We start from the raw sequence: 16,405 nt of genomic DNA, 5'->3' as shown, positions 1-16,405 counted from the left end.
GTGATCGCCCTCATCCTCGCTCATGAAGACCTCGCCATCCGTCGTGCCAACGTACAGGCCATAGCCGCCGGGGAAAACGTTCATGGTTACCGCCTCGATGTTGGCGCGGCCGCTCGGGTAGCCCGAGACGTACTCCCAGCTTCGGCCACCGTCGCGGCTGCGCGCGACTCGCGCGTGCGCGCCACCGGGCGACTTTCCCCAGTAGGGCGGCGCCGCGTTCGCACCGGCCGTAAACATCACCTCTGGCCTCTGGGGAAGCATCACCAGGCCGTCTGGGTAGTAGATGCCGTCCGAGGCTGAGCGCCCGTCGTGACCCTCGACGCCGGGCAGCGGCAGCTTTTCCCACCCCTCGCCGGCGTCGACACTGTGGTAAATGCCGCGTCCCGTCGACATGAACACGTCGTTGGGACGGCCGGGCGCCACCATGAGGCGGTGTACGTCCACGTAAAAGCCGCCGCCATTCAGCTCACGCCAGGTCTCGCCGGCATCGGTGCTCTTGAAGGCGCCGCCGACTTCCACCCCCACGTAGATGGTGTTCGGGTCCTGCGGATGGAAGGCGATCGTCTTGACGTGCGCGAGATGGTCGCCGCCCGGGAACGTCCACTCGGAGACGCTGGGGACATCCCGCAACGCGGGCAGGTGCCGCCAGTGTCGGCCCAGATCCGTGCTGACGTACAGCTCGGCTGGCTCCGTGCCGGCGTAGAGGCGCAGCTCGTCGCCCGCCTGAACGTAGTTCAGCGCAAATATTCGTTCGGAGGCGATGCCATCGCTGCGACGTTCCCAAGTTTGGCCGCCGTCATCACTCGCCCAGACGCCGCTTTTTCCCGTGCCGGCGAGGATCGCGCCGCGCGTTGGCTCCACCACGAGCGACTCGATGTGGTTGCCGCGCAGCTCCCGCCGCTTTTCCTGCCACTCCTCGCCAGGGCCGGAGCGCGTGAGGACGACGATCCCGTCGGCAGTTCCGACCAGTAGCTCGGTGGCAGCGCTGTCCTGCTCGTAGAAGTTCCGACCGTTTGGAGAAATCGTAATCGTGGCCATCGCCCGTCCCCCCTTCGATCCGAGATGCATCGCGCAGTATATCGACAAGTCGCGGCTCGTGGGCGGCCATGCGCTGGGCATTGGAGGTGAATTCGTCGTCGCGAGAGCGCGGCTCGCCTCAACCGGAGGTTTGGCCTCCGTTAGGTTGGCTCGGCGACCAGGTTGGCATCGAGATCAAACGCCCACTGGACGCGGTCCTGGGCCAGGGCAGGAAGACAAGGAGGCCGCGAGCTGAGTCTGCTTCAGACCCGGGTGCTCCAAATGGAGCTCTTCTGAGGATCGGGCACGAGCTTCGTTTGGAACGGCACCGCGACTTCTGTTCCTGCCGTGAGCATGATTTCGCTCACTTTCACTCGTGAGCCATCGATCTGGAGCTCCACGCTCGTGTGGTGGGCGGGCAAGGACGCACCCCGATCATCCAGCCACTCACGTACTACTGGCATCAGTGGACCGCAGAAAACAGGTACAGCTCAGCGGCTGACGTGCATCGGCATGATGACGTGGAGGTGGTCGCCGCCGGCCACCGGCTTCAGGAGGCCCGGGCTCGTTGGGCCGGTCACCTCCAGCGCCACCTCGCCCGAGCTCACCGCCTCCAGCGCGTCGCGCAGGTAGCGCACGTTGAAGGCGATCTGCACCTCCTGCCCCTCGACGCTGCCGTCCAGCTGGCCGGCGTTGTCGCCCATCTCCGCGCTGCTGGCCAGCACGTCGATGCGCCCGGGCGTCAGCTCGTCGCCGCTCGGCGACACCGAGATGCGCACGATGTTGGAGTTGTCGCGGCTGAAGACGGCCGCCGTCTTCGTCGCCTGCAGGAAGTCGCCCACCGGCAGCACCACCCGCGTCTGGTAGCTCTGGGGGATGATGCGCTGGTAGTCGGGGAACTGGCCCTCGATGAGACGGGAGACGAGGAGGATCGACGGCATCCGGTCTGGATCGGCCGCCGGATACTGGAACATGACCTGATTCTGGCTCGGCGTCGCGGCGATCTCGACCAGCTCGTCCCCGTCCGGCACGATCCGCGCCAGCTCGGTCAACGCGCGCGCCGGCACCAGCAGGTTGAGGGGCGCCTCCTCCACTTGTTCGGGTAACGGCGCCGCCAGCGGCACCGTGCGCACGGCCAGGCGGAACCCGTCCGCCGCCGCGAGCGTCAGCTGCTCCCCCTTGATCGTCATGAGCACGCCGGAGAGCACCGGGCGCGTCTCATCCGTCGCCGCGGCGAACGCCACCTGGTTGATGCCCGCGCGCAGCGTCTTCGCGCCGATGCGGCACCGCGGCCCCTCCCCCACGGAAGGCACCGCGGGGAAGTCCTCCGCGTCGATCCCGTTGATGTTCGCTTCGTAGCGACCGCATCGCAGGTTCATCGTTTTGGTACCCGGCTTCAATGCCATCTGGATGTCGCCGCCCCCGAGCGACCCGACGAAGTCCGCGAGGAGGTGGGCGGGAAGGGTCACCCTCCCCTCGTCGGCGATGTCGGCGCCGATCCAGGCGCTGATCGCCATCTCGAGGTTGTTGGCCACGAGCTTCAAGCGTCCGGCGTCCGTCGCCAGCAGCACGTTTGAGAGCACCGGGAGCGGACTCTTCGCAGGCACCGCCCGCTCGACGATGGCGAGCCCTTCGGCCAGCGCGCGTTGGGTGCAGACCAGCTTCACCGCTCTTCCTCCTGGTTCGTCGAAGTATATCGTCCGATCGCGTCGCCCTCCGCATACGACCTCGAGCGACACAACGAACCCGGCTCGGTCCGTGTGGCCCCGCCAATCTCGGCCCGGCGCTATTCGCCCGGTCCGTGGACGGAAACCGAAAGAAGCAATCGCATGCCAACTCGCAACGCCGCCATCGCCGACGCGGCGGCGGCCAGCAGCGCATCAGGGACGGCAAGATCGTCGAGCACTGGGGCAACAGCGACGTGCTGGGCATGCTCCAGCAGCTCGGGTAGCTCCCCGGGATGGAGGAGCCCCTACCTTCGGATCTCGGCCAGTCGCTGGGCCAGTTCCGGCGGCGTGTTCAGGATCCCCTCCACAATGGCGAGCGTCTGGTCGCCGGTGTTGGGGTCGATGTCGAGCTTCGCCTGCTGCGCGTCGGCGAGAAACGCCGGGTCGGTGACTGTCGCCCAGTAGGCGTCCTGCAGGGCCTTGAGGCGATCGGCGGGTACGCCGGGCGGGGCGGCCAGGGGCTTCTGCATGGTGCTGGCCGCGGTCCCGGCCCGAATGAGCGCCTTGCTCTGCTCATCCGTCGCCAGGTCTTCCGCTCGCTGCGCGTTCGGGAAGCGCGCCAGCAGATACTCGTCGCGCTGTGGGGCCTGGTAGATGGGCACGGTGACGAAGTTGTTTTCGAGCCACTGGCTGGCGGTGGACGTCACGGACGTCCAGCCCCAACACAGCCCATCGACTTCGTGGCTCTCCGTCGCGAGGCGCACCGGGCTTGATCCCGCGTACCCGCTCACGAGCCGAATGTTCGCGCCCAGCGTCGCCGCGAGGATCTTCGGGAAGTCGTCGGTGTCGGCGCCGGGCGCCGTTCCCCCGAGCAGCAGCGGCGGCAGATCCTTCCGCAGCAAGTCCTGCGCGGTCTGGTAGGGTGAGTCCGCCCGGATGGTGCACACGACGGGCGCGTGAATGGCGCTGCCCAGCCATCCGAACTTGCGCGCGTCGAACTGCACGCCGTCCATCTTGGTGAGTTGGTTGACCACCTGCACCTCGCTGAAGGCGCCGAGGGTCAGCCCGTCCGGCTTCGCCGTGTTGAAGACGTTATTGGCGGCAACCATGCTCCCGGCCCCTTCCTGGTTCTCCACGATCACGTTCGGGTTGCCGGGGATGTGCTCGCCGATGTGCTTCGCGATCAATCGTGCCGTGGTGTCGTAGCCGCCGCCGGGCGCGAACCCGACGATGATGGTGATGGTCTTCCCCTTGTAGAAGTCCGCCACCGATTGACCGGCCGGCGCCGGGGACCCCGGGGCGGCCCCCGCCGCGGGCGCTGCCGCTCGCGGACCGCACGCGACTGCCAGCGCCACCGCGATGAGGCATGCGACCAGGCGAATGCGACGTTTGACCATCAGGTTCGTCCCAAGCAAAGCTCCACTCCTCTCCGCGCACCTGGAGCCGACCGCGTGCCGGTCCGGTCGCGCAGTGTTCCGTGCGGTGCGTGTCGGCACGTCCTTGTTGTCAAACGGTAACGCGCTCGGCCGTCTCCGCGAAGTGCGGCATGACCTCCTTTGCGAAGCGCTCCATCGCCTTCAGTGTGTCGCCATGGCTCAATTGACCGAAGTTGAAGTAGCAGATCACCTCGTCGATGCCGCCCTCTTCGCACCGCTTCAGGATCTCCACGCACCGCTCCGGGTCCCCGGTCACGATGCTGCGGTCGCCCAGGTCGCTCGCCTTCATGGACTTCAGCCGCTCCACGATGTCGACGAAGTAGGCGATGTGGGGAGGCGTCCGGCTCCGATCGGCCGGAAATGCCGGCAGCACGCCGTGGAGGTAATGGAGCAGTCGCTCGCGCGCGGCGGTCTCCTCGTTGGCGCTGTGGGCCACGGAGGTGAAATAGCTGCACATGACTTTCGGTTCGGCAGCGCCAGCCTCGCGCGCCATGCGCTTACTCTCCTGCGCCGCCTGCTGCACGGAGCCGAAGACCATGGCCGCGGCGAAGGGCGCAAAGATGGTGTTCACGCATAGACTGGCCGCCAGCTCCACCGACGGCTTGGAAAAGCAGGCGATGTAGACCTCTGGGTGCGGGCGCTGGACCGGCCCCGGGGTCACCACGACCGGGTCCGTCATGCTGTAGTACTTTCCTTCGAAGGACACTGGCGACTCGCGCCAGGCCGCCATCACGAAAGCCATCTGTTCGTCGAACAGCTCACGGCTCTGCTCGAAGGGCACTCCGTAGGCGCGGTACTCGCGCTCATCGTACCCCCGACCCGCGGAGAACACGGCTCGACCGTCGCTCAGCACGTCCAGGAGGTTGAACTCCTCCACGACGCGCAACGGGTGGTTGCAGGGGAGGAGGACGGTCGCGGGCCCGAGCTTGATGCGCTTCGTCCGCGCCGCCACGTGGCTCAGGAACATCGTGGGCGAGGGCAAGACGCCGAAGAGGCCGAGATGGTGCTCCGGCACCCAGCAGCTATTGAAGCCCATCTGCTCTGCCTCGACGCACTCCTCGACCACGTCGCGAATTAACTGCCCGGGGTCCCGTCGCGTTGCCCCGTACGCTGGCGGATTGTCCGTGAGGGTGAAGTACCCGAGCTTCATTCCCGTCCTCTCTTCCGGTCTTGGCCAAATCGGCCGGTCGTTTTCTCGCCTGCGGCTTCCGGTGACCCACAGTCTAGCACGCGCCGGGACGGGGCCCAGATGCGGTGATAACAATCAGCATTTTGTAAACTGACCGGCGGACCAGCGCAACAATCCTCGGAGGATCGATCCATGCGTGCTCGAATTGCGACCCTGATCGTGGCGATGGGCGTCGTCGTGGCCGCCGCGCCCGCGCTCGTCCTGGCTCAGGACGGGTCGGCCCAGGATCGCCTGCAGTCAGCCGCCAGCTCCCTCGAGGGAGTCCAGACCATGCGTTTTACGGGCCAAACCGACCTGTCGTCGGGAAGCGACACCACCACTGTTTTTATCGGCAACGGTGAGTTCCAGGCGCCCGACCGCGGACACATGACCGCCAACATGCCTGAGCTGAGCCAGACGAACGAGACGGTTTCCAGCGGCTCGTCGTCCTGGCTTCGCACTGTCGACGGGAGCTGGATGCCCCTTGGCGGCTCCGCGCCATCGCCCGCTCCCAAATCCATCGCCGACAGCCTCCGGCAGATCGCCCAGTACCTCGTCGCGCCCAGCGTCGACGATTCCGGTTCTCAGACGGTCATCTCCGGCGATCTCGATGTCGCTCGGGCCGTATCCGACAGTTCGCCTCTCGCCACGATGATCGGCGTCGATTACGCCGGCGCGCCGGATACGGGCACGCAGATCACGGGCTCGCACGTCGAGGTGGCCATCTCTCGGGCGACCAACCTGCCCGTTTCGCTGACGACGTCCCTTTCGATGATCCCCGGCGCGCCGCAGCCCGGTGCGTCCGGTGGACCCATTACCGTTATGACGAGCCTGACCATGTCCGACTTCAACAGCGCGGACATCAGCGTAGAGGTGCCCTCCGAGTAATCGGCGTCGGGAGATCAGTCGACGAAGAGCCGGTCTCCGTCCCCCGGCACGGCGATGGGCCCGCGGTAGGCGACCGACGCCTCATTGCGGAGGGTTGCGAGGTCGCCGTCTTGCTGGGCGCTGAAGTGGACCAGCGCCAGCCCCCGTACACCGGCGCGCGCCGCCACCTCTCCAGCCTGGCGCGCCGTAGAGTGGCCGAGCTGGCCGGCGGTGGCTCGATCGTCGGTCAGGAACGTAGCCTCGTGCGCAAGGAGCGCGGCGCCCCGCGCGCAGGCTTCCACCGTCGGGCACGGCGCAGTGTCGGAGGAGTAGACGAAGGTTCCGCCAGAGGCCGGTTCGAACCGCAGGGCGATCGTGGGGACCGAATGCTGCCCCGACGCGGCGCGGATGGCGAGCCGCGGCGTCTGGACGAACGGATCCTCGCTCCCATCGAGCACGTGGGGATCGAGTCGGAACCCGCGCGCGAACCCGTCGGGCCAGTACGCGGCGATGAGGCGGTCGAGCGCCTGCCAGGTCGGCCGGGGCGCATAGAGGGGCAGCGGGTCCGTCCGACCGGCGAGCCAGAGGCTCTGCAAGAGCGATGGCAGCCCATATGTGTGGTCGACGTGCTCGTGGGTGATAATCACACGGGCCAGGCGCTCGTGGGGGATGCCCGCACGAGTCAGCCGGCTGAGCGGTGCGCCGGACGCATCGACGAGGGATACTTCGGCGCCGTCGTCGATGGCCAGCGACGTGTTGTCGCGCGCGGGTGTGGCCAGGGCGGCGCCGGTGCCGAGAAAGGTGATGGTCAGCATGGTTGCCCCCTATCGGACGGATCCCGCGGATGCGTGAGCCCCTCGACCGCGCGTGCTGTGGGCCCGCGGAGGCGCCGGTCTCCTGGACGCCGAACGTCGGGGAGATTATGCGACCGGTGGATGGATCGATGATCCGTCCCACGAGCGCGACGTGGACGTCCGTGCGGGCCGTCTTCTTCGACATCGGGGGGACGTTGGCCTACCCCCACCCATCGTTCAACGGCTTGATCGCCCAGACCTGCCAACAGCACGGCCTCGCCGTCACCGAAGAGGATGCCTGCCACGTGGAGCCAGCGGTCTGGCAGCACATCGGGCGTCGCGCCGACGCGGGCCGCGGGTTCAGCCTCACGGATGAGGATTCCCAAAGGTTCTGGCTATGGGTCTATCGGACCTACCTCACGGAGCTGGGACACGCCGCCGCGGCCGAGACAGAGCTGCCGCGCATCCTGTGGCAGACGTTCGTCCGGTCGGAAAGCTATCGTCTGTACGACGACGTGGTGCCCACGCTCGATCGACTGCGTCGAGCGGGCTACATCTTGGGCGTGATCTCCAACTGGGAGGCCTGGCTCGAGCGGCTGCTCATCGACCTCTCCATTCGCGACTACTTCCACGTGACGGTCGTATCCGGGCGGGCAGGGATCGAGAAGCCCCACCCGGAGATCTTTCGGCTGGCCCTCGAGGGGGCCGGGGTGGACCCGGAGGAGGCCGTCCACGTGGGGGACAATCCGAACGACGACGTGGCCGGCGCCGAAGCCGTCGGGATCCGGGGTGTGCTCCTCGACCGCAGCGATCGGTTCGCGCCCGTCCTTCCCACCAATCGGAGTGGCGGCGAAGCGAGCGGGAGGAGATCTTCGAACGGGCCCGCCGATTCCTCTGCGCGCATCCCGCTCCGGGTGCGCCATCTGCTGGAGCTTCCCGAGATCCTCGGAGCGCCATGAGCGCGTCCGACGACCTGGCCGCCGTTGCGGCCACGTCCGGAGAATTCGACAACCGGTCAGGCGAGCTGGCCGGAGCGTTTGAGGAGACGCCCTCAGGTGGCGTCGCGGCTGCGGCCCTCGTCATCGGCATCGGCAACGTGTCGAGCCGCCTGCTTGGCCTGGTGCGGGAGCTGGTGATCGCCGCGCTCTTCGGGGCGACGGGCGCCACGAGCGCGTTTCGCACCGCGACCCGCGTCTCGACCGCCGTCTACGATCTGCTGCTGTCGGGCGCGACGACCTCCGCGCTCGTTCCCGTCTTCAGCGAGTACGCGGCCCGGGGCGACACTGCGGAGCTGAGCCGAATCGTCAGCACCTTTGTCAACGTGACACTCACCGGTCTGGGGCTTGTCGTGGCCGCGCTCGTGATCTTCGCGCCGCTTCTGGTCCGGGCCCTCGGGGCGGAGGCCGATTTCTTCGACCTCGCGGTCGACCTCACCCGCATCACGCTGCCGACGATCCTGCTCCTCGGGGTATCCGGAATCTTGACGGCCGTGCTCTACGCGCGGCGCTCGTTTATGGTCACCGCGCTCGTGGCGGCAATCTACAACGTCGGGATCATCCTCGCCGCGCTGACGCTCGCCCGCTTCATGTCGATCTACAGCCTGGCGATTGGGATCGGCCTCGGGGCGTTGCTCCAGATCGCCATCCAGCTCCCGGCGCTGCGCGGCATGCGCTATCAGGCGGTCATCGCGCTCCGGCACCCCGGCGTTCGCCTGGTCCTTCGGCTCTACACGCCCGTCTTTGTCGGGATGCTGGCGAGCTACGCCGTCGTCGTGATCGACACGCACCTCGCGTGGCTCACGGGGCCGGACAGCGTGGCCGCGATGGCTTTCGCCACCACGCTGATCCAGTTCCCCATCGGGCTCGTCGGCGCGGCCACCAGCCTCGCGATCCTTCCGTCCCTCTCGCGGCTCGCGCTGCGGTCCGACGACGCGGGGGAGCAGATCTTCGTGGCGACGCTGATGCGCGGACTCAAGCTCGTGGTGCTGCTGATCGTCCCGATTGGCGTGTCGATGGTCGTGCTGCGGGAGCCGCTCGTCGGCGCCCTGTTTCAGCGCTTCGCCTTTGACCAGCGGGCGACGGAGCGGACGGCCGTCGCGCTTCTGGCGTATTCGCCGCAGCTTCCATTCGTCGTGGTGGACCAGCTCCTCATCGTCGCCTACTACGCGCGCAAACAGACGCGCACGCCGGTGCTCGTCGGCTTCGTCGGGATCGGCGTGTACCTCGTCGTGGCGCTGTCGACCATCGCGCCACTGGGCATGCCCGGCCTCGCCCTCGCGAACGCGGTGCAGAACAGCGTCCACGCCGTGGTCCTGTACGCGCTGCTGGCGCGGCGTTACCCGTTGCTCCGGGCAGCGGACCTGATCGGTTTCGTGGCTGCCATCGGACTGGGCGGCGCGCTGTGCGCCCTCGGCGTTTGGGCGGCCAGCGCCGCGCTCGGCGGGCATCTCGTGGGGGGGCCGACCCTGTTGCGCCTCGCGTTCGTGGCGGCGTCGAGCTGCATCGGCGTAACGGTGTATTGCGGCGCGCTTCGGGCGCTGCGGGTGGAGGAGCTTGCAGAGGTTGCCGCCCTGGCGGTGCGCCTCGCGCGTCGGTGAGGGCGAGCAGGGGAGGGGTCGAAAATCGCCTCGCCCACCGCGGTGGGAGAGGCCGGCCGCGCCCATCGGGCGCGGCCGGGTGAGGGTGGCCCCTGGGGCGCCCCCACCCCCACCCTCCCCCGCTGCGGCAGGGGAGGGTGCATGACCTTCGCCCCCACCCTCCCCCGCTGCGGCAGGGGTCGAAAATCGCCTCGCCCACCGCGGTGGGAGAGGCCGGCCGCGCCCATCGGGCGCGGCCGGGTGAGGGTGGCCCCTGGGGCGCCGCCACCCCCACCCTCCCCCGCTGCGGCAGGGGGTCGAAAATCGCCTCGCCCACCGCGGTGGGAGAGGCCGGCCGCCCCTATCGGGCGCGGCCGGGTGAGGGCGGAACCCTACACGCCGACGTTGTAGTGCGCGAACTCCTGGCTGCGCGTGCCGAGCCTGCGCGCGCCCGTCGCCGTCACGGCCACCACGTCACCGAAGCGGGCCACGCTTCCCTCGTCGGTCGCCCGCTCCACGGCCGGCTTGATGACGAACACGTTGCCCTCCTGCAGCGGTCGCTCGAGGATCCCGGGCGGGTACGGCGGGGTCGTGATGAGCGGCCCCTCGTCGCCGAGTCCGCGCCCGTGAAGGACGACGCGCGCGCCCCATCCGCTCACCCTGGGCGTGGCAGCGCATACCTCGATAAGCTGGCCGTACGTCACGCCCGGCCTCATCGCCGCCACCGCGCGCTCGAACGATTCGACCGCCACCTTCCACGCGTCTCGACAGGCGTCGGGCACGCGGCCGACGAAGGTCGACTGGTCGATCTGCGCGGTGTACCCGGCCCAGCGTCCCTCGATCTCCTGCAGGATGACGTCGCCATCGTTCAGCACGCGACGCGCGGGCTGGGTGAGCCGACCGGAGAGGTGGCCGATGGGTCCGGAGTCCCATGCAATGAGGAAGGGCAGCGTGCCGTCGCGCTCGATCTCGGCGGCCATCATCGCGGCGTTGCACGCGTTCTCGGTCACGCCTGGGCGCGCCACGCGCAGCAAAGCCTCGAGGGCGGCCTCTGCCAGCTCCGTAGCCTTCGTCAAGAAGTCGATCTCCTCCGCGCTCTTCGTGATGCGCGCCTCGCCGATGACGTCCGTCGCGCTCACGATTCGGGCCCGCGGGAACTCCCGGCGGATCGCGTCCATTAGGTTCGCGCCGACCACCCCGTCCGGAGCCCGCATCAGGGAGATGACGCCCGCCTTTAGACCGCAGATCCCGATGGTCGCGCCGTCGGCGCCGATCTCCTTGAGGGCGCCGACGATCGCGTCGTTGAAGGCGCGCCGAGGCGTGCGCACGTCTTCCATCCAGCGCGGGATCATTCTGGTGCTGGGGCCACCAAAGCCGATCACCTTGCCATTCAACGGAAAGATGCAAGCGACCTGCTCGCCGTTGAGGCCGAACTGCGTCAAATATCGGGCATCGGCCTGGTACTTGTCGTTGCTACCCGTGTTGGGAGGTGCCAGCAGCACGTCGATCCCATTCTCGACCATGAGCTGCCGCACGCGAGCCCACCGGCGGTCCCGCTCGGCCGTGGAGAAGCTGGGAAGCGCGGATTCGGTGGCGCTGGCCCGCATCGTCGTCCCTCCCGCTGGTTGATCCCTGCGATCATACACAAGCACGATCCCGCGCCCGCGAGGTTCGGTCGCCGACCCCTATCATGAGCAGGCGATGGCGATTGGACGACGCGCCCCAACGCCCTTCGTCGGCGTCGATCTGACCGCAGACGCGCGCCCGACGGATCTGGCCGCGCTGAACCGCGGCGGGACCGTCGTGTCCTTCAGCCAGGCGGTGACCGACGACGAGCTGTCCGAGGCCCTTCGCGGCCTCGGGGCGCGCGTGGCCGCGGTGGACTCGCCGATGGGCCTCCCGGCCGGTCTCTGCTGCCTCGAGGAGAGCTGCGCGTGCGCGCCGACCGGCGGGACGGGGCGCAGCGCCGAGCGCGAGCTGGCGAAGCTGGGCATCCCCTGTTTCTGGACGACCAAGCGCTCCATCATCAAGCGCATGGTGTATCGGGCCATCCGCCTGAAGTCACGCTGGGAGGATGAGGGCATCGAGGTGATCGAGGTGTTTCCCTACGCGGTGAAGCGCATCATGCTGGGGCGGGCCCTGCCGAAGAAGTCGACGCCGGACGGCGTCGCGCGGCTGGTGGCGGGCGCTCGAGCCGCGCTGCCCGAGTGCCGCTGGCCCGATTACTGGGCGCCGGGGCACGACCAGCTCGACGCGCTGTACTGCGCGATCACCGCGCGGCTCTACGCCCTCGGCGAGACCGAGGCGCTCGGCGACCCGGCGGAGGTGCCCATCATCATCCCGCGCCGCCCTGTCAGGTCGCGAGCGGAATGAGGAAGTGGAAGCTGGTGCCGACCGGGTCGCGCGGCTCGACCCAGATGCGCCCGCCGTGCGCCTCCACGAGGCCGCGCGCGATAGCGAGCCCGAGCCCGGCGCCGCGGTGTTTCGCCGCGCCTTCCTGGCGGGAGGTCGGTCCCTCGCCCTGATAGAAGCGATCGAACACCCGCTGGGCGTCCTCGGTCGGCAGGCCGGGCCCGGTATCCGCCACCGTAATGCGCGCCGACGTCCCATCCGGTTGCGCCTCCACGCGCACGGAGCCGCCCGAGCCGGTGTAGCGTTGCGCGTTGTCGAGCAGGTTGCGGAGCACGCGCTGAAGACGCGGCGGATCCGCGGCGACGAGGGGCAGGCTCGGATCGACGGCCCACTCGAACGCGATTCCACGCTCCCCTGCCTGCGCGCGATACGCCTCGATGGTGTCGATGATGAGCTGGGGCAGCGCCGTCGGCTCGATGTCGAGGTGCAGCGCTCCGACCTCGATCTGGCTCAGCTCGAAAAGGTCGTCGATGAGTCGACTCAGCAAGAGCACGTCCGCGCGGATCAACCGAAGGAAGCGCGTGACCTCCGACGGCTCCGCGACCACGCCGTCGAGGATCGACTCGACCATTGCCTGCGCCGTGGCGAGAGGCGTTCGAAGATCGTGGGAGACGCCGGCGATGAGGTCACGCCGTGCCGTCTCGAGGTCCCGCTCACGCTGGAACATCTGTTGGAGCTGACTTGCCATACGGTCGAACGCCGCGCCGAGCTGGGCCAGCTCATCCGACCCGCTGGTCGCCACCCGGGCGCCCCAGTCGCCCTGGGCGAGGCGCTGAGAGGTGCGGGTGAGAGCGGCGATCTCGTCGGTGAGCCCGCTCGCGACGCTGTAGCCGAACGCGAGGGACACAACGGTGGCGAAGGCCAGCAATAGGAGAAGCAACGAGAGGTCGTGGCCGCTCAGGAACATGAGGACGGACGTGGCGGCTACCACGGCCAACACGACGACGAGGCCCGAGCCGTAGGCGACGAGCAGTCGCAGGCGGAGGCTGGGGAGCCGTGGTCCGAGCCAGCCGACGGCGAAGGCCCCGATGACGTACGACCCGGCGCCGCTCGCCAGGAGGAATATGGCCAGGGCCTGCACGTCCGAAGGAGGCGCGCCCATGCCGGCCCGGGCATAGACCAGGGCGGCGATGAGGGCGGTCGCGACGACGGCCGCGCTCGCGGCGAGCGCCCGACGACTCACGGGGCCGTGTCCGGGTCGAACTTGTATCCCATGCCCCAGATCGTCTTGATGTGGGCCGGACGGTCCGGGTCGCGCTCCACCTTCTCGCGCAGGCGACGCACGTGGACGGTGACGGTCCCCTGGTAGCCGAGGAACGTCGTGTCCCAGATCCGGTCGAGCAGCTCGTCCCGGGCCACGATCTGGCCGGGTCGCGTCATGAAGTAGTGCAGCAGGTCGAACTCCTTGGGCGTAAGCGCAACCGGATTGCCGCGAACACGACACGACCGCGTGGCCGGATCGAGCACGATGTCGCCGCCAACGAGGGCGCCGCCGGCTCCCACGAACGTGGCGTCCATCTCGACGCGCCGAAGCTGGGCCTTCACGCGGGCGACCAGCTCGCCGGGACTGAACGGCTTGACCACGTAGTCGTCGGCGCCTGCCGTCAGCCCGCCGATCCGATCATCCTCCTCACCGCGCGCGGTGAGGAGGATGATCGGCACCCGCATGCCGCGCTCCTCGCGGAGCCGGCGACACAGCTCCACGCCCTGGATCCCCGGCAACATGACGTCCAACACCACCAGGTCGGGTGGGTTCCGCGGGTCGCACGCGGCGCTCAGCGCGCGCTCGCCGTCACAGGCGGTCACGACGCCGAACCCCTCGCGGCGTAGGTATCGCTCGACAACCTCGACCACCATCGGCTCGTCGTCGACGACGAGGATCGTGGACGCCCTGGTCCGCGGCGCTGTCATCGCGATCCTTCCCCCGGCGGCGCCGTCACGTCCCGGCTGGCGTGCTGTCACCGCAGCCCGCCATCGTGCCTTGGCCCATATCGCTACCCATGGCGTTCGCGGTGCTTGCGCCGTCCGACGTTGCGGGCGAGGTCATCATCATGGAATCGCTCGCCGTCGATCCGGCGCTGCTCGCGTTGTCCCCCATGGTCATCGCGTCGCTCGCCATCATCTCGCCGCCGGACGCCTGCATCGCGCTGGCTCCGCCCGGCTCGTCCCCCATCATTGCCATCGCCGCTTCTGACGCCATCGTTCCCTGGCCCGACATCATTTGATCCGATACGCAGGCGGCCATGTCGTCCTGGACGGCCGCGTCCGCCGGTGTCAGGGCTGTACCGAACGTCGCGAGGATTACCGATACCATGGCCGCGATTCGGGTGGATGTTCGCACGTCCTTTCCTCCTCGATCTGAGCTGCGATCAGCAGACGTGATCTGCGATCCGTGGGCCACCGTATCAAGGAGTGACGGCGATGTTCCTTACGAACCTTACGTTTACCCGATTTCGTAAGCTTCGTAAGGACTGGGTCGCCCAAGCCGAGGACAATGATCGCGACGCGCCTGTCCGGCCATGCGAGGAGGCTGCCATGATGAAGGACCAACCAACCTACGGCGTGCTGCGTGGCGGCGCGACCGGTCTCGTCGCCGGGGGAATTGCGGTGGCCGCCATGCTCGGGTTCGGGCTGTTGACGGGCCAGATCACCCTCGCCGAAGTACTTGCCCAGACGATCGCGGGCGTCACCCCCATCGATCTCATCGAGCGCATGGTGATTACTTACGGAGAGGCGGCAAAGCATGCCCTGTTCGCTTCCGGCATCGTCGGCATTCTGATTGCCGGGACGGTCATCGGAATCGTCGCCGGCGCGCGACGGTGGCCGCGAGCGACGCTCGTCCCAGTTGTCCTGGCGTGCGCGGTAGTCGCCGCTGGCCTGCTCCTCGTCGCCATCTTCATGGGCGTCCTCGGCTCACCGAACGTCAGCGTGGCTATCTCGATGCTCGTGAGCCTGGGGATTACCACCGGCGTCTACGTGATGGTTCTCGTTGCCGCTTTGCCTCGGCCCGCGCAATCCGACGCGCAGGACGATCCCGACAACGCCCGGCGCGCCTTTCTCAAGAACACGGCCTTGGGGATCGGCGCGCTGATCTGTGGTGGCGGTATGCTGCGGTGGCTCGCCGACGTCGTCGCGACGCCACCACGCCTCGCCGCGCAGGGGATCGGAACGGTGCCCATGGATCAAGCGACGAGCGACGCGCTGGTCCAGGCGCTTACCGACGGCGTCCCCGGCGTGTCCTCCGAGGTCACGCCCAATGATCGGTTCTACGTCGTTTCCAAGAACGTATTCCGCGACCCAGATGTGAACGCCGGTTCCTGGCGGCTGCAGATCAAAGGCCAGGTCGACCACCCGATGACACTCACGTACCAGGACGTGAAGAACCTGCCGCCAGTGACCCAGTATCTGACCCTCCAGTGCATCAGCAATGTCATTGGCGGCGACTTGATGGGGAATGCCCTCTGGCGCGGCGCGTCCCTCGCCGACCTCCTCCAGCAAGCGGGTGTGCGACCGGGCGCCGTCGACGTCATCCTCCGGTGCGCCGACGACTACACGGACAGCATCCCCATCGAGAAGGCAATGCAGCCGGACACGATCCTCGCCTATGAGATGAACGGCGAGGCGCTTCCCAAGATCCACGGCTATCCGGTCCGCCTCCTCGTGCCTGACATCTACGGAATGAAGAACGTCAAGTGGATCACGGAGATCGAGGTAGTGGAGTACGACTACAAGGGCTACTGGGAGAATCGCGGGTGGAGCGACGTGGCGGTGATGAACATCACGTCGCGCATCGACACGCCGCGGAACGGGCGGGACGTCCCGGCCGGGGCGAGCAGCTTTATCGGCGGGGTCGCGGTTGCCGGCCAGCGCGGGATCCAGCAGGTCGAGGTGAGCACGGACGGCGGCCAGACGTGGGCTCAGGCTGCGATCAAACCGGGGCTGGGGCAGGACACGTGGGTGCTGTGGCTCTACCAGTGGGACGTCCCACTCGACGACCGGGGCGACCATCGCGTGCTGGTGCGGGCGACGGACGGGACCGGCGCGCTCCAGGACGCCACGCCGCGCGACACGCTTCCCAGCGGCGCGACCGGCTACCACGCCATTTCGGTGCGAACGACGTAGCGCGGCGACCGAAGCGCCCCCTCACCCCTCCCTCTCCCCCGCCCGCGGGGGAGAGGGGTCTTGCGCGTGCTGAACCGCAGCGGCGCCAGGATAGCCCCTGCCTCAGCGGGGGAGAGGGGTTTTGCGCATGCTGAACGGCAGCGTCGCCAGGATAGCCCCTGCCTCAGCGGGGGAGGGGGGTTTTGCGCATGCTGAACGGCAGCGGCGCCAGGATAGGCCCCCGCCCGCGGGGGAGGGGGGTTTTGCGCATGCTGAACGGCAGCGGCGCCAGGATAGGACCCCGCCCGCGGGGGAGAGGGGTTTTGCGCATGCTGAACGGCAGCGTCGCCAGGATAGGCCCCCGCCCG

15 protein-coding genes are annotated in these 16,405 nt (G+C 68.4%); 6 read left to right on the top strand and 9 right to left on the bottom strand.

The window, feature by feature from the left end; translation table 11 throughout:
• Together VFC51_10670 and dnaN are read right to left on the bottom strand one after the other, a co-directional pair.
• The coding region (locus VFC51_10670; protein HZT07482.1) for a hypothetical protein at positions 1-1,038 on the bottom strand (1,038 nt) is incomplete at its 3' end.
• A 470-nt stretch (positions 1,039-1,508) separates the two neighbouring features.
• Positions 1,509-2,684, bottom strand: a complete 1,176-nt coding sequence (gene dnaN, locus VFC51_10665) for a DNA polymerase III subunit beta (GenBank protein ID HZT07481.1) — start codon at positions 2,682-2,684, stop codon at positions 1,509-1,511.
• Positions 2,685-2,818: 134 nt separating this feature from the next.
• Here dnaN and VFC51_10660 point away from each other — a divergent pair, with 134 nt between their 5' ends.
• The gene (locus VFC51_10660; GenBank protein ID HZT07480.1) at positions 2,819-2,968 is read left to right on the top strand and encodes a hypothetical protein; all 150 of its coding nucleotides are present in this window, start codon (positions 2,819-2,821) and stop codon (positions 2,966-2,968) included.
• Positions 2,969-2,989: 21 nt separating this feature from the next.
• On the opposite strand, the gene VFC51_10655 is transcribed toward VFC51_10660, so the two are convergent.
• Positions 2,990-4,081, bottom strand: a complete 1,092-nt coding sequence (locus VFC51_10655; protein HZT07479.1) for a tripartite tricarboxylate transporter substrate-binding protein — start codon at positions 4,079-4,081, stop codon at positions 2,990-2,992.
• 109 nt (positions 4,082-4,190) lie between these two features.
• Positions 4,191-5,270, bottom strand: coding sequence for an LLM class flavin-dependent oxidoreductase (locus VFC51_10650; protein ID HZT07478.1), 1,080 nt, complete (start codon positions 5,268-5,270; stop codon positions 4,191-4,193).
• Positions 5,271-5,441: 171 nt separating this feature from the next.
• Here VFC51_10650 and VFC51_10645 point away from each other — a divergent pair, with 171 nt between their 5' ends.
• Positions 5,442-6,176, top strand: coding sequence for a hypothetical protein (locus VFC51_10645; GenBank protein ID HZT07477.1), 735 nt, complete (start codon positions 5,442-5,444; stop codon positions 6,174-6,176).
• A gap of 14 nt (positions 6,177-6,190) precedes the next feature.
• Here the strand turns inward: VFC51_10645 and VFC51_10640 are convergent, their stop codons facing one another.
• Positions 6,191-6,970 carry an MBL fold metallo-hydrolase gene (locus tag VFC51_10640; protein HZT07476.1) on the bottom strand — a complete coding sequence of 260 codons (780 nt, stop codon included), beginning with the start codon at positions 6,968-6,970 and terminating at the stop codon, positions 6,191-6,193.
• A 29-nt stretch (positions 6,971-6,999) separates the two neighbouring features.
• Here VFC51_10640 and VFC51_10635 point away from each other — a divergent pair, with 29 nt between their 5' ends.
• Together VFC51_10635 and murJ are read left to right on the top strand one after the other, a co-directional pair.
• Positions 7,000-7,908: an HAD-IA family hydrolase gene (locus tag VFC51_10635; GenBank protein ID HZT07475.1), complete on the top strand. Its 909-nt coding sequence runs from the start codon at positions 7,000-7,002 to the stop codon at positions 7,906-7,908.
• Positions 7,905-9,545, top strand: coding sequence for a murein biosynthesis integral membrane protein MurJ (gene murJ / locus VFC51_10630; protein ID HZT07474.1), 1,641 nt, complete (start codon positions 7,905-7,907; stop codon positions 9,543-9,545). Before VFC51_10635 ends, murJ begins: the two co-directional genes overlap by 4 nt.
• 371 nt (positions 9,546-9,916) lie before the next feature.
• Here murJ and VFC51_10625 read toward each other — a convergent pair whose 3' ends face one another.
• Entirely contained in the window at positions 9,917-11,131 is a 1,215-nt protein-coding gene (locus tag VFC51_10625) for a M24 family metallopeptidase (protein ID HZT07473.1), read from the bottom strand.
• A gap of 94 nt (positions 11,132-11,225) precedes the next feature.
• Between VFC51_10625 and VFC51_10620 the strand changes: the two genes are divergently transcribed.
• Entirely contained in the window at positions 11,226-11,897 is a 672-nt protein-coding gene (locus VFC51_10620) for a DUF429 domain-containing protein (GenBank protein HZT07472.1), read from the top strand.
• Here the strand turns inward: VFC51_10620 and VFC51_10615 are convergent.
• From VFC51_10615 to VFC51_10605, 3 genes are read right to left on the bottom strand one after another with little or no spacing between them, the layout of a single operon-like run.
• The gene (locus tag VFC51_10615) at positions 11,878-13,119 is read right to left on the bottom strand and encodes a HAMP domain-containing sensor histidine kinase (protein HZT07471.1); all 1,242 of its coding nucleotides are present in this window, start codon (positions 13,117-13,119) and stop codon (positions 11,878-11,880) included. The genes VFC51_10620 and VFC51_10615 overlap by 20 nt on opposite strands.
• Positions 13,116-13,847 carry a response regulator transcription factor gene (locus tag VFC51_10610; GenBank protein HZT07470.1) on the bottom strand — a complete coding sequence of 244 codons (732 nt, stop codon included), beginning with the start codon at positions 13,845-13,847 and terminating at the stop codon, positions 13,116-13,118. The genes VFC51_10615 and VFC51_10610 overlap by 4 nt, the downstream gene beginning before the upstream one ends.
• A 25-nt stretch (positions 13,848-13,872) precedes the next feature.
• Entirely contained in the window at positions 13,873-14,277 is a 405-nt protein-coding gene (locus tag VFC51_10605) for a hypothetical protein (GenBank protein ID HZT07469.1), read from the bottom strand.
• A gap of 194 nt (positions 14,278-14,471) precedes the next feature.
• On the opposite strand from VFC51_10605, the gene VFC51_10600 reads away from it, so the two are divergent.
• Positions 14,472-16,058, top strand: a complete 1,587-nt coding sequence (locus tag VFC51_10600) for a sulfite oxidase (GenBank protein HZT07468.1) — start codon at positions 14,472-14,474, stop codon at positions 16,056-16,058.
• Positions 16,059-16,405 lie beyond the last annotated feature (347 nt).

Source organism: Chloroflexota bacterium, from assembly GCA_035652535.1.
In the GTDB taxonomy this organism is placed as follows: domain Bacteria; phylum Chloroflexota; class UBA6077; order UBA6077; family SHYK01; genus DASRDP01.
This window is presented reverse-complemented; position numbering and strand designations above follow the sequence as displayed.

Excerpts from the sequence above, each read along its gene's own strand:
- VFC51_10655 (HZT07479.1), bottom strand. The coding sequence starts at position 4,081 with ATGGTCAAACGTCGCATTCGCCTGGTCGCATGCCTCATCGCGGTGGCG.
- VFC51_10650 (HZT07478.1), bottom strand. The coding sequence starts at position 5,270 with ATGAAGCTCGGGTACTTCACCCTCACGGACAATCCGCCAGCGTACGGG.
- VFC51_10645 (HZT07477.1), top strand. The coding sequence starts at position 5,442 with ATGCGTGCTCGAATTGCGACCCTGATCGTGGCGATGGGCGTCGTCGTG.
- VFC51_10640 (HZT07476.1), bottom strand. The coding sequence starts at position 6,970 with ATGCTGACCATCACCTTTCTCGGCACCGGCGCCGCCCTGGCCACACCC.
- VFC51_10635 (HZT07475.1), top strand. The coding sequence starts at position 7,000 with ATGCGTGAGCCCCTCGACCGCGCGTGCTGTGGGCCCGCGGAGGCGCCG.
- murJ (HZT07474.1), top strand. The coding sequence starts at position 7,905 with ATGAGCGCGTCCGACGACCTGGCCGCCGTTGCGGCCACGTCCGGAGAA.
- VFC51_10625 (HZT07473.1), bottom strand. The coding sequence starts at position 11,131 with ATGCGGGCCAGCGCCACCGAATCCGCGCTTCCCAGCTTCTCCACGGCC.
- VFC51_10620 (HZT07472.1), top strand. The coding sequence starts at position 11,226 with ATGGCGATTGGACGACGCGCCCCAACGCCCTTCGTCGGCGTCGATCTG.
- VFC51_10610 (HZT07470.1), bottom strand. The coding sequence starts at position 13,847 with ATGACAGCGCCGCGGACCAGGGCGTCCACGATCCTCGTCGTCGACGAC.
- VFC51_10600 (HZT07468.1), top strand. The coding sequence starts at position 14,472 with ATGATGAAGGACCAACCAACCTACGGCGTGCTGCGTGGCGGCGCGACC.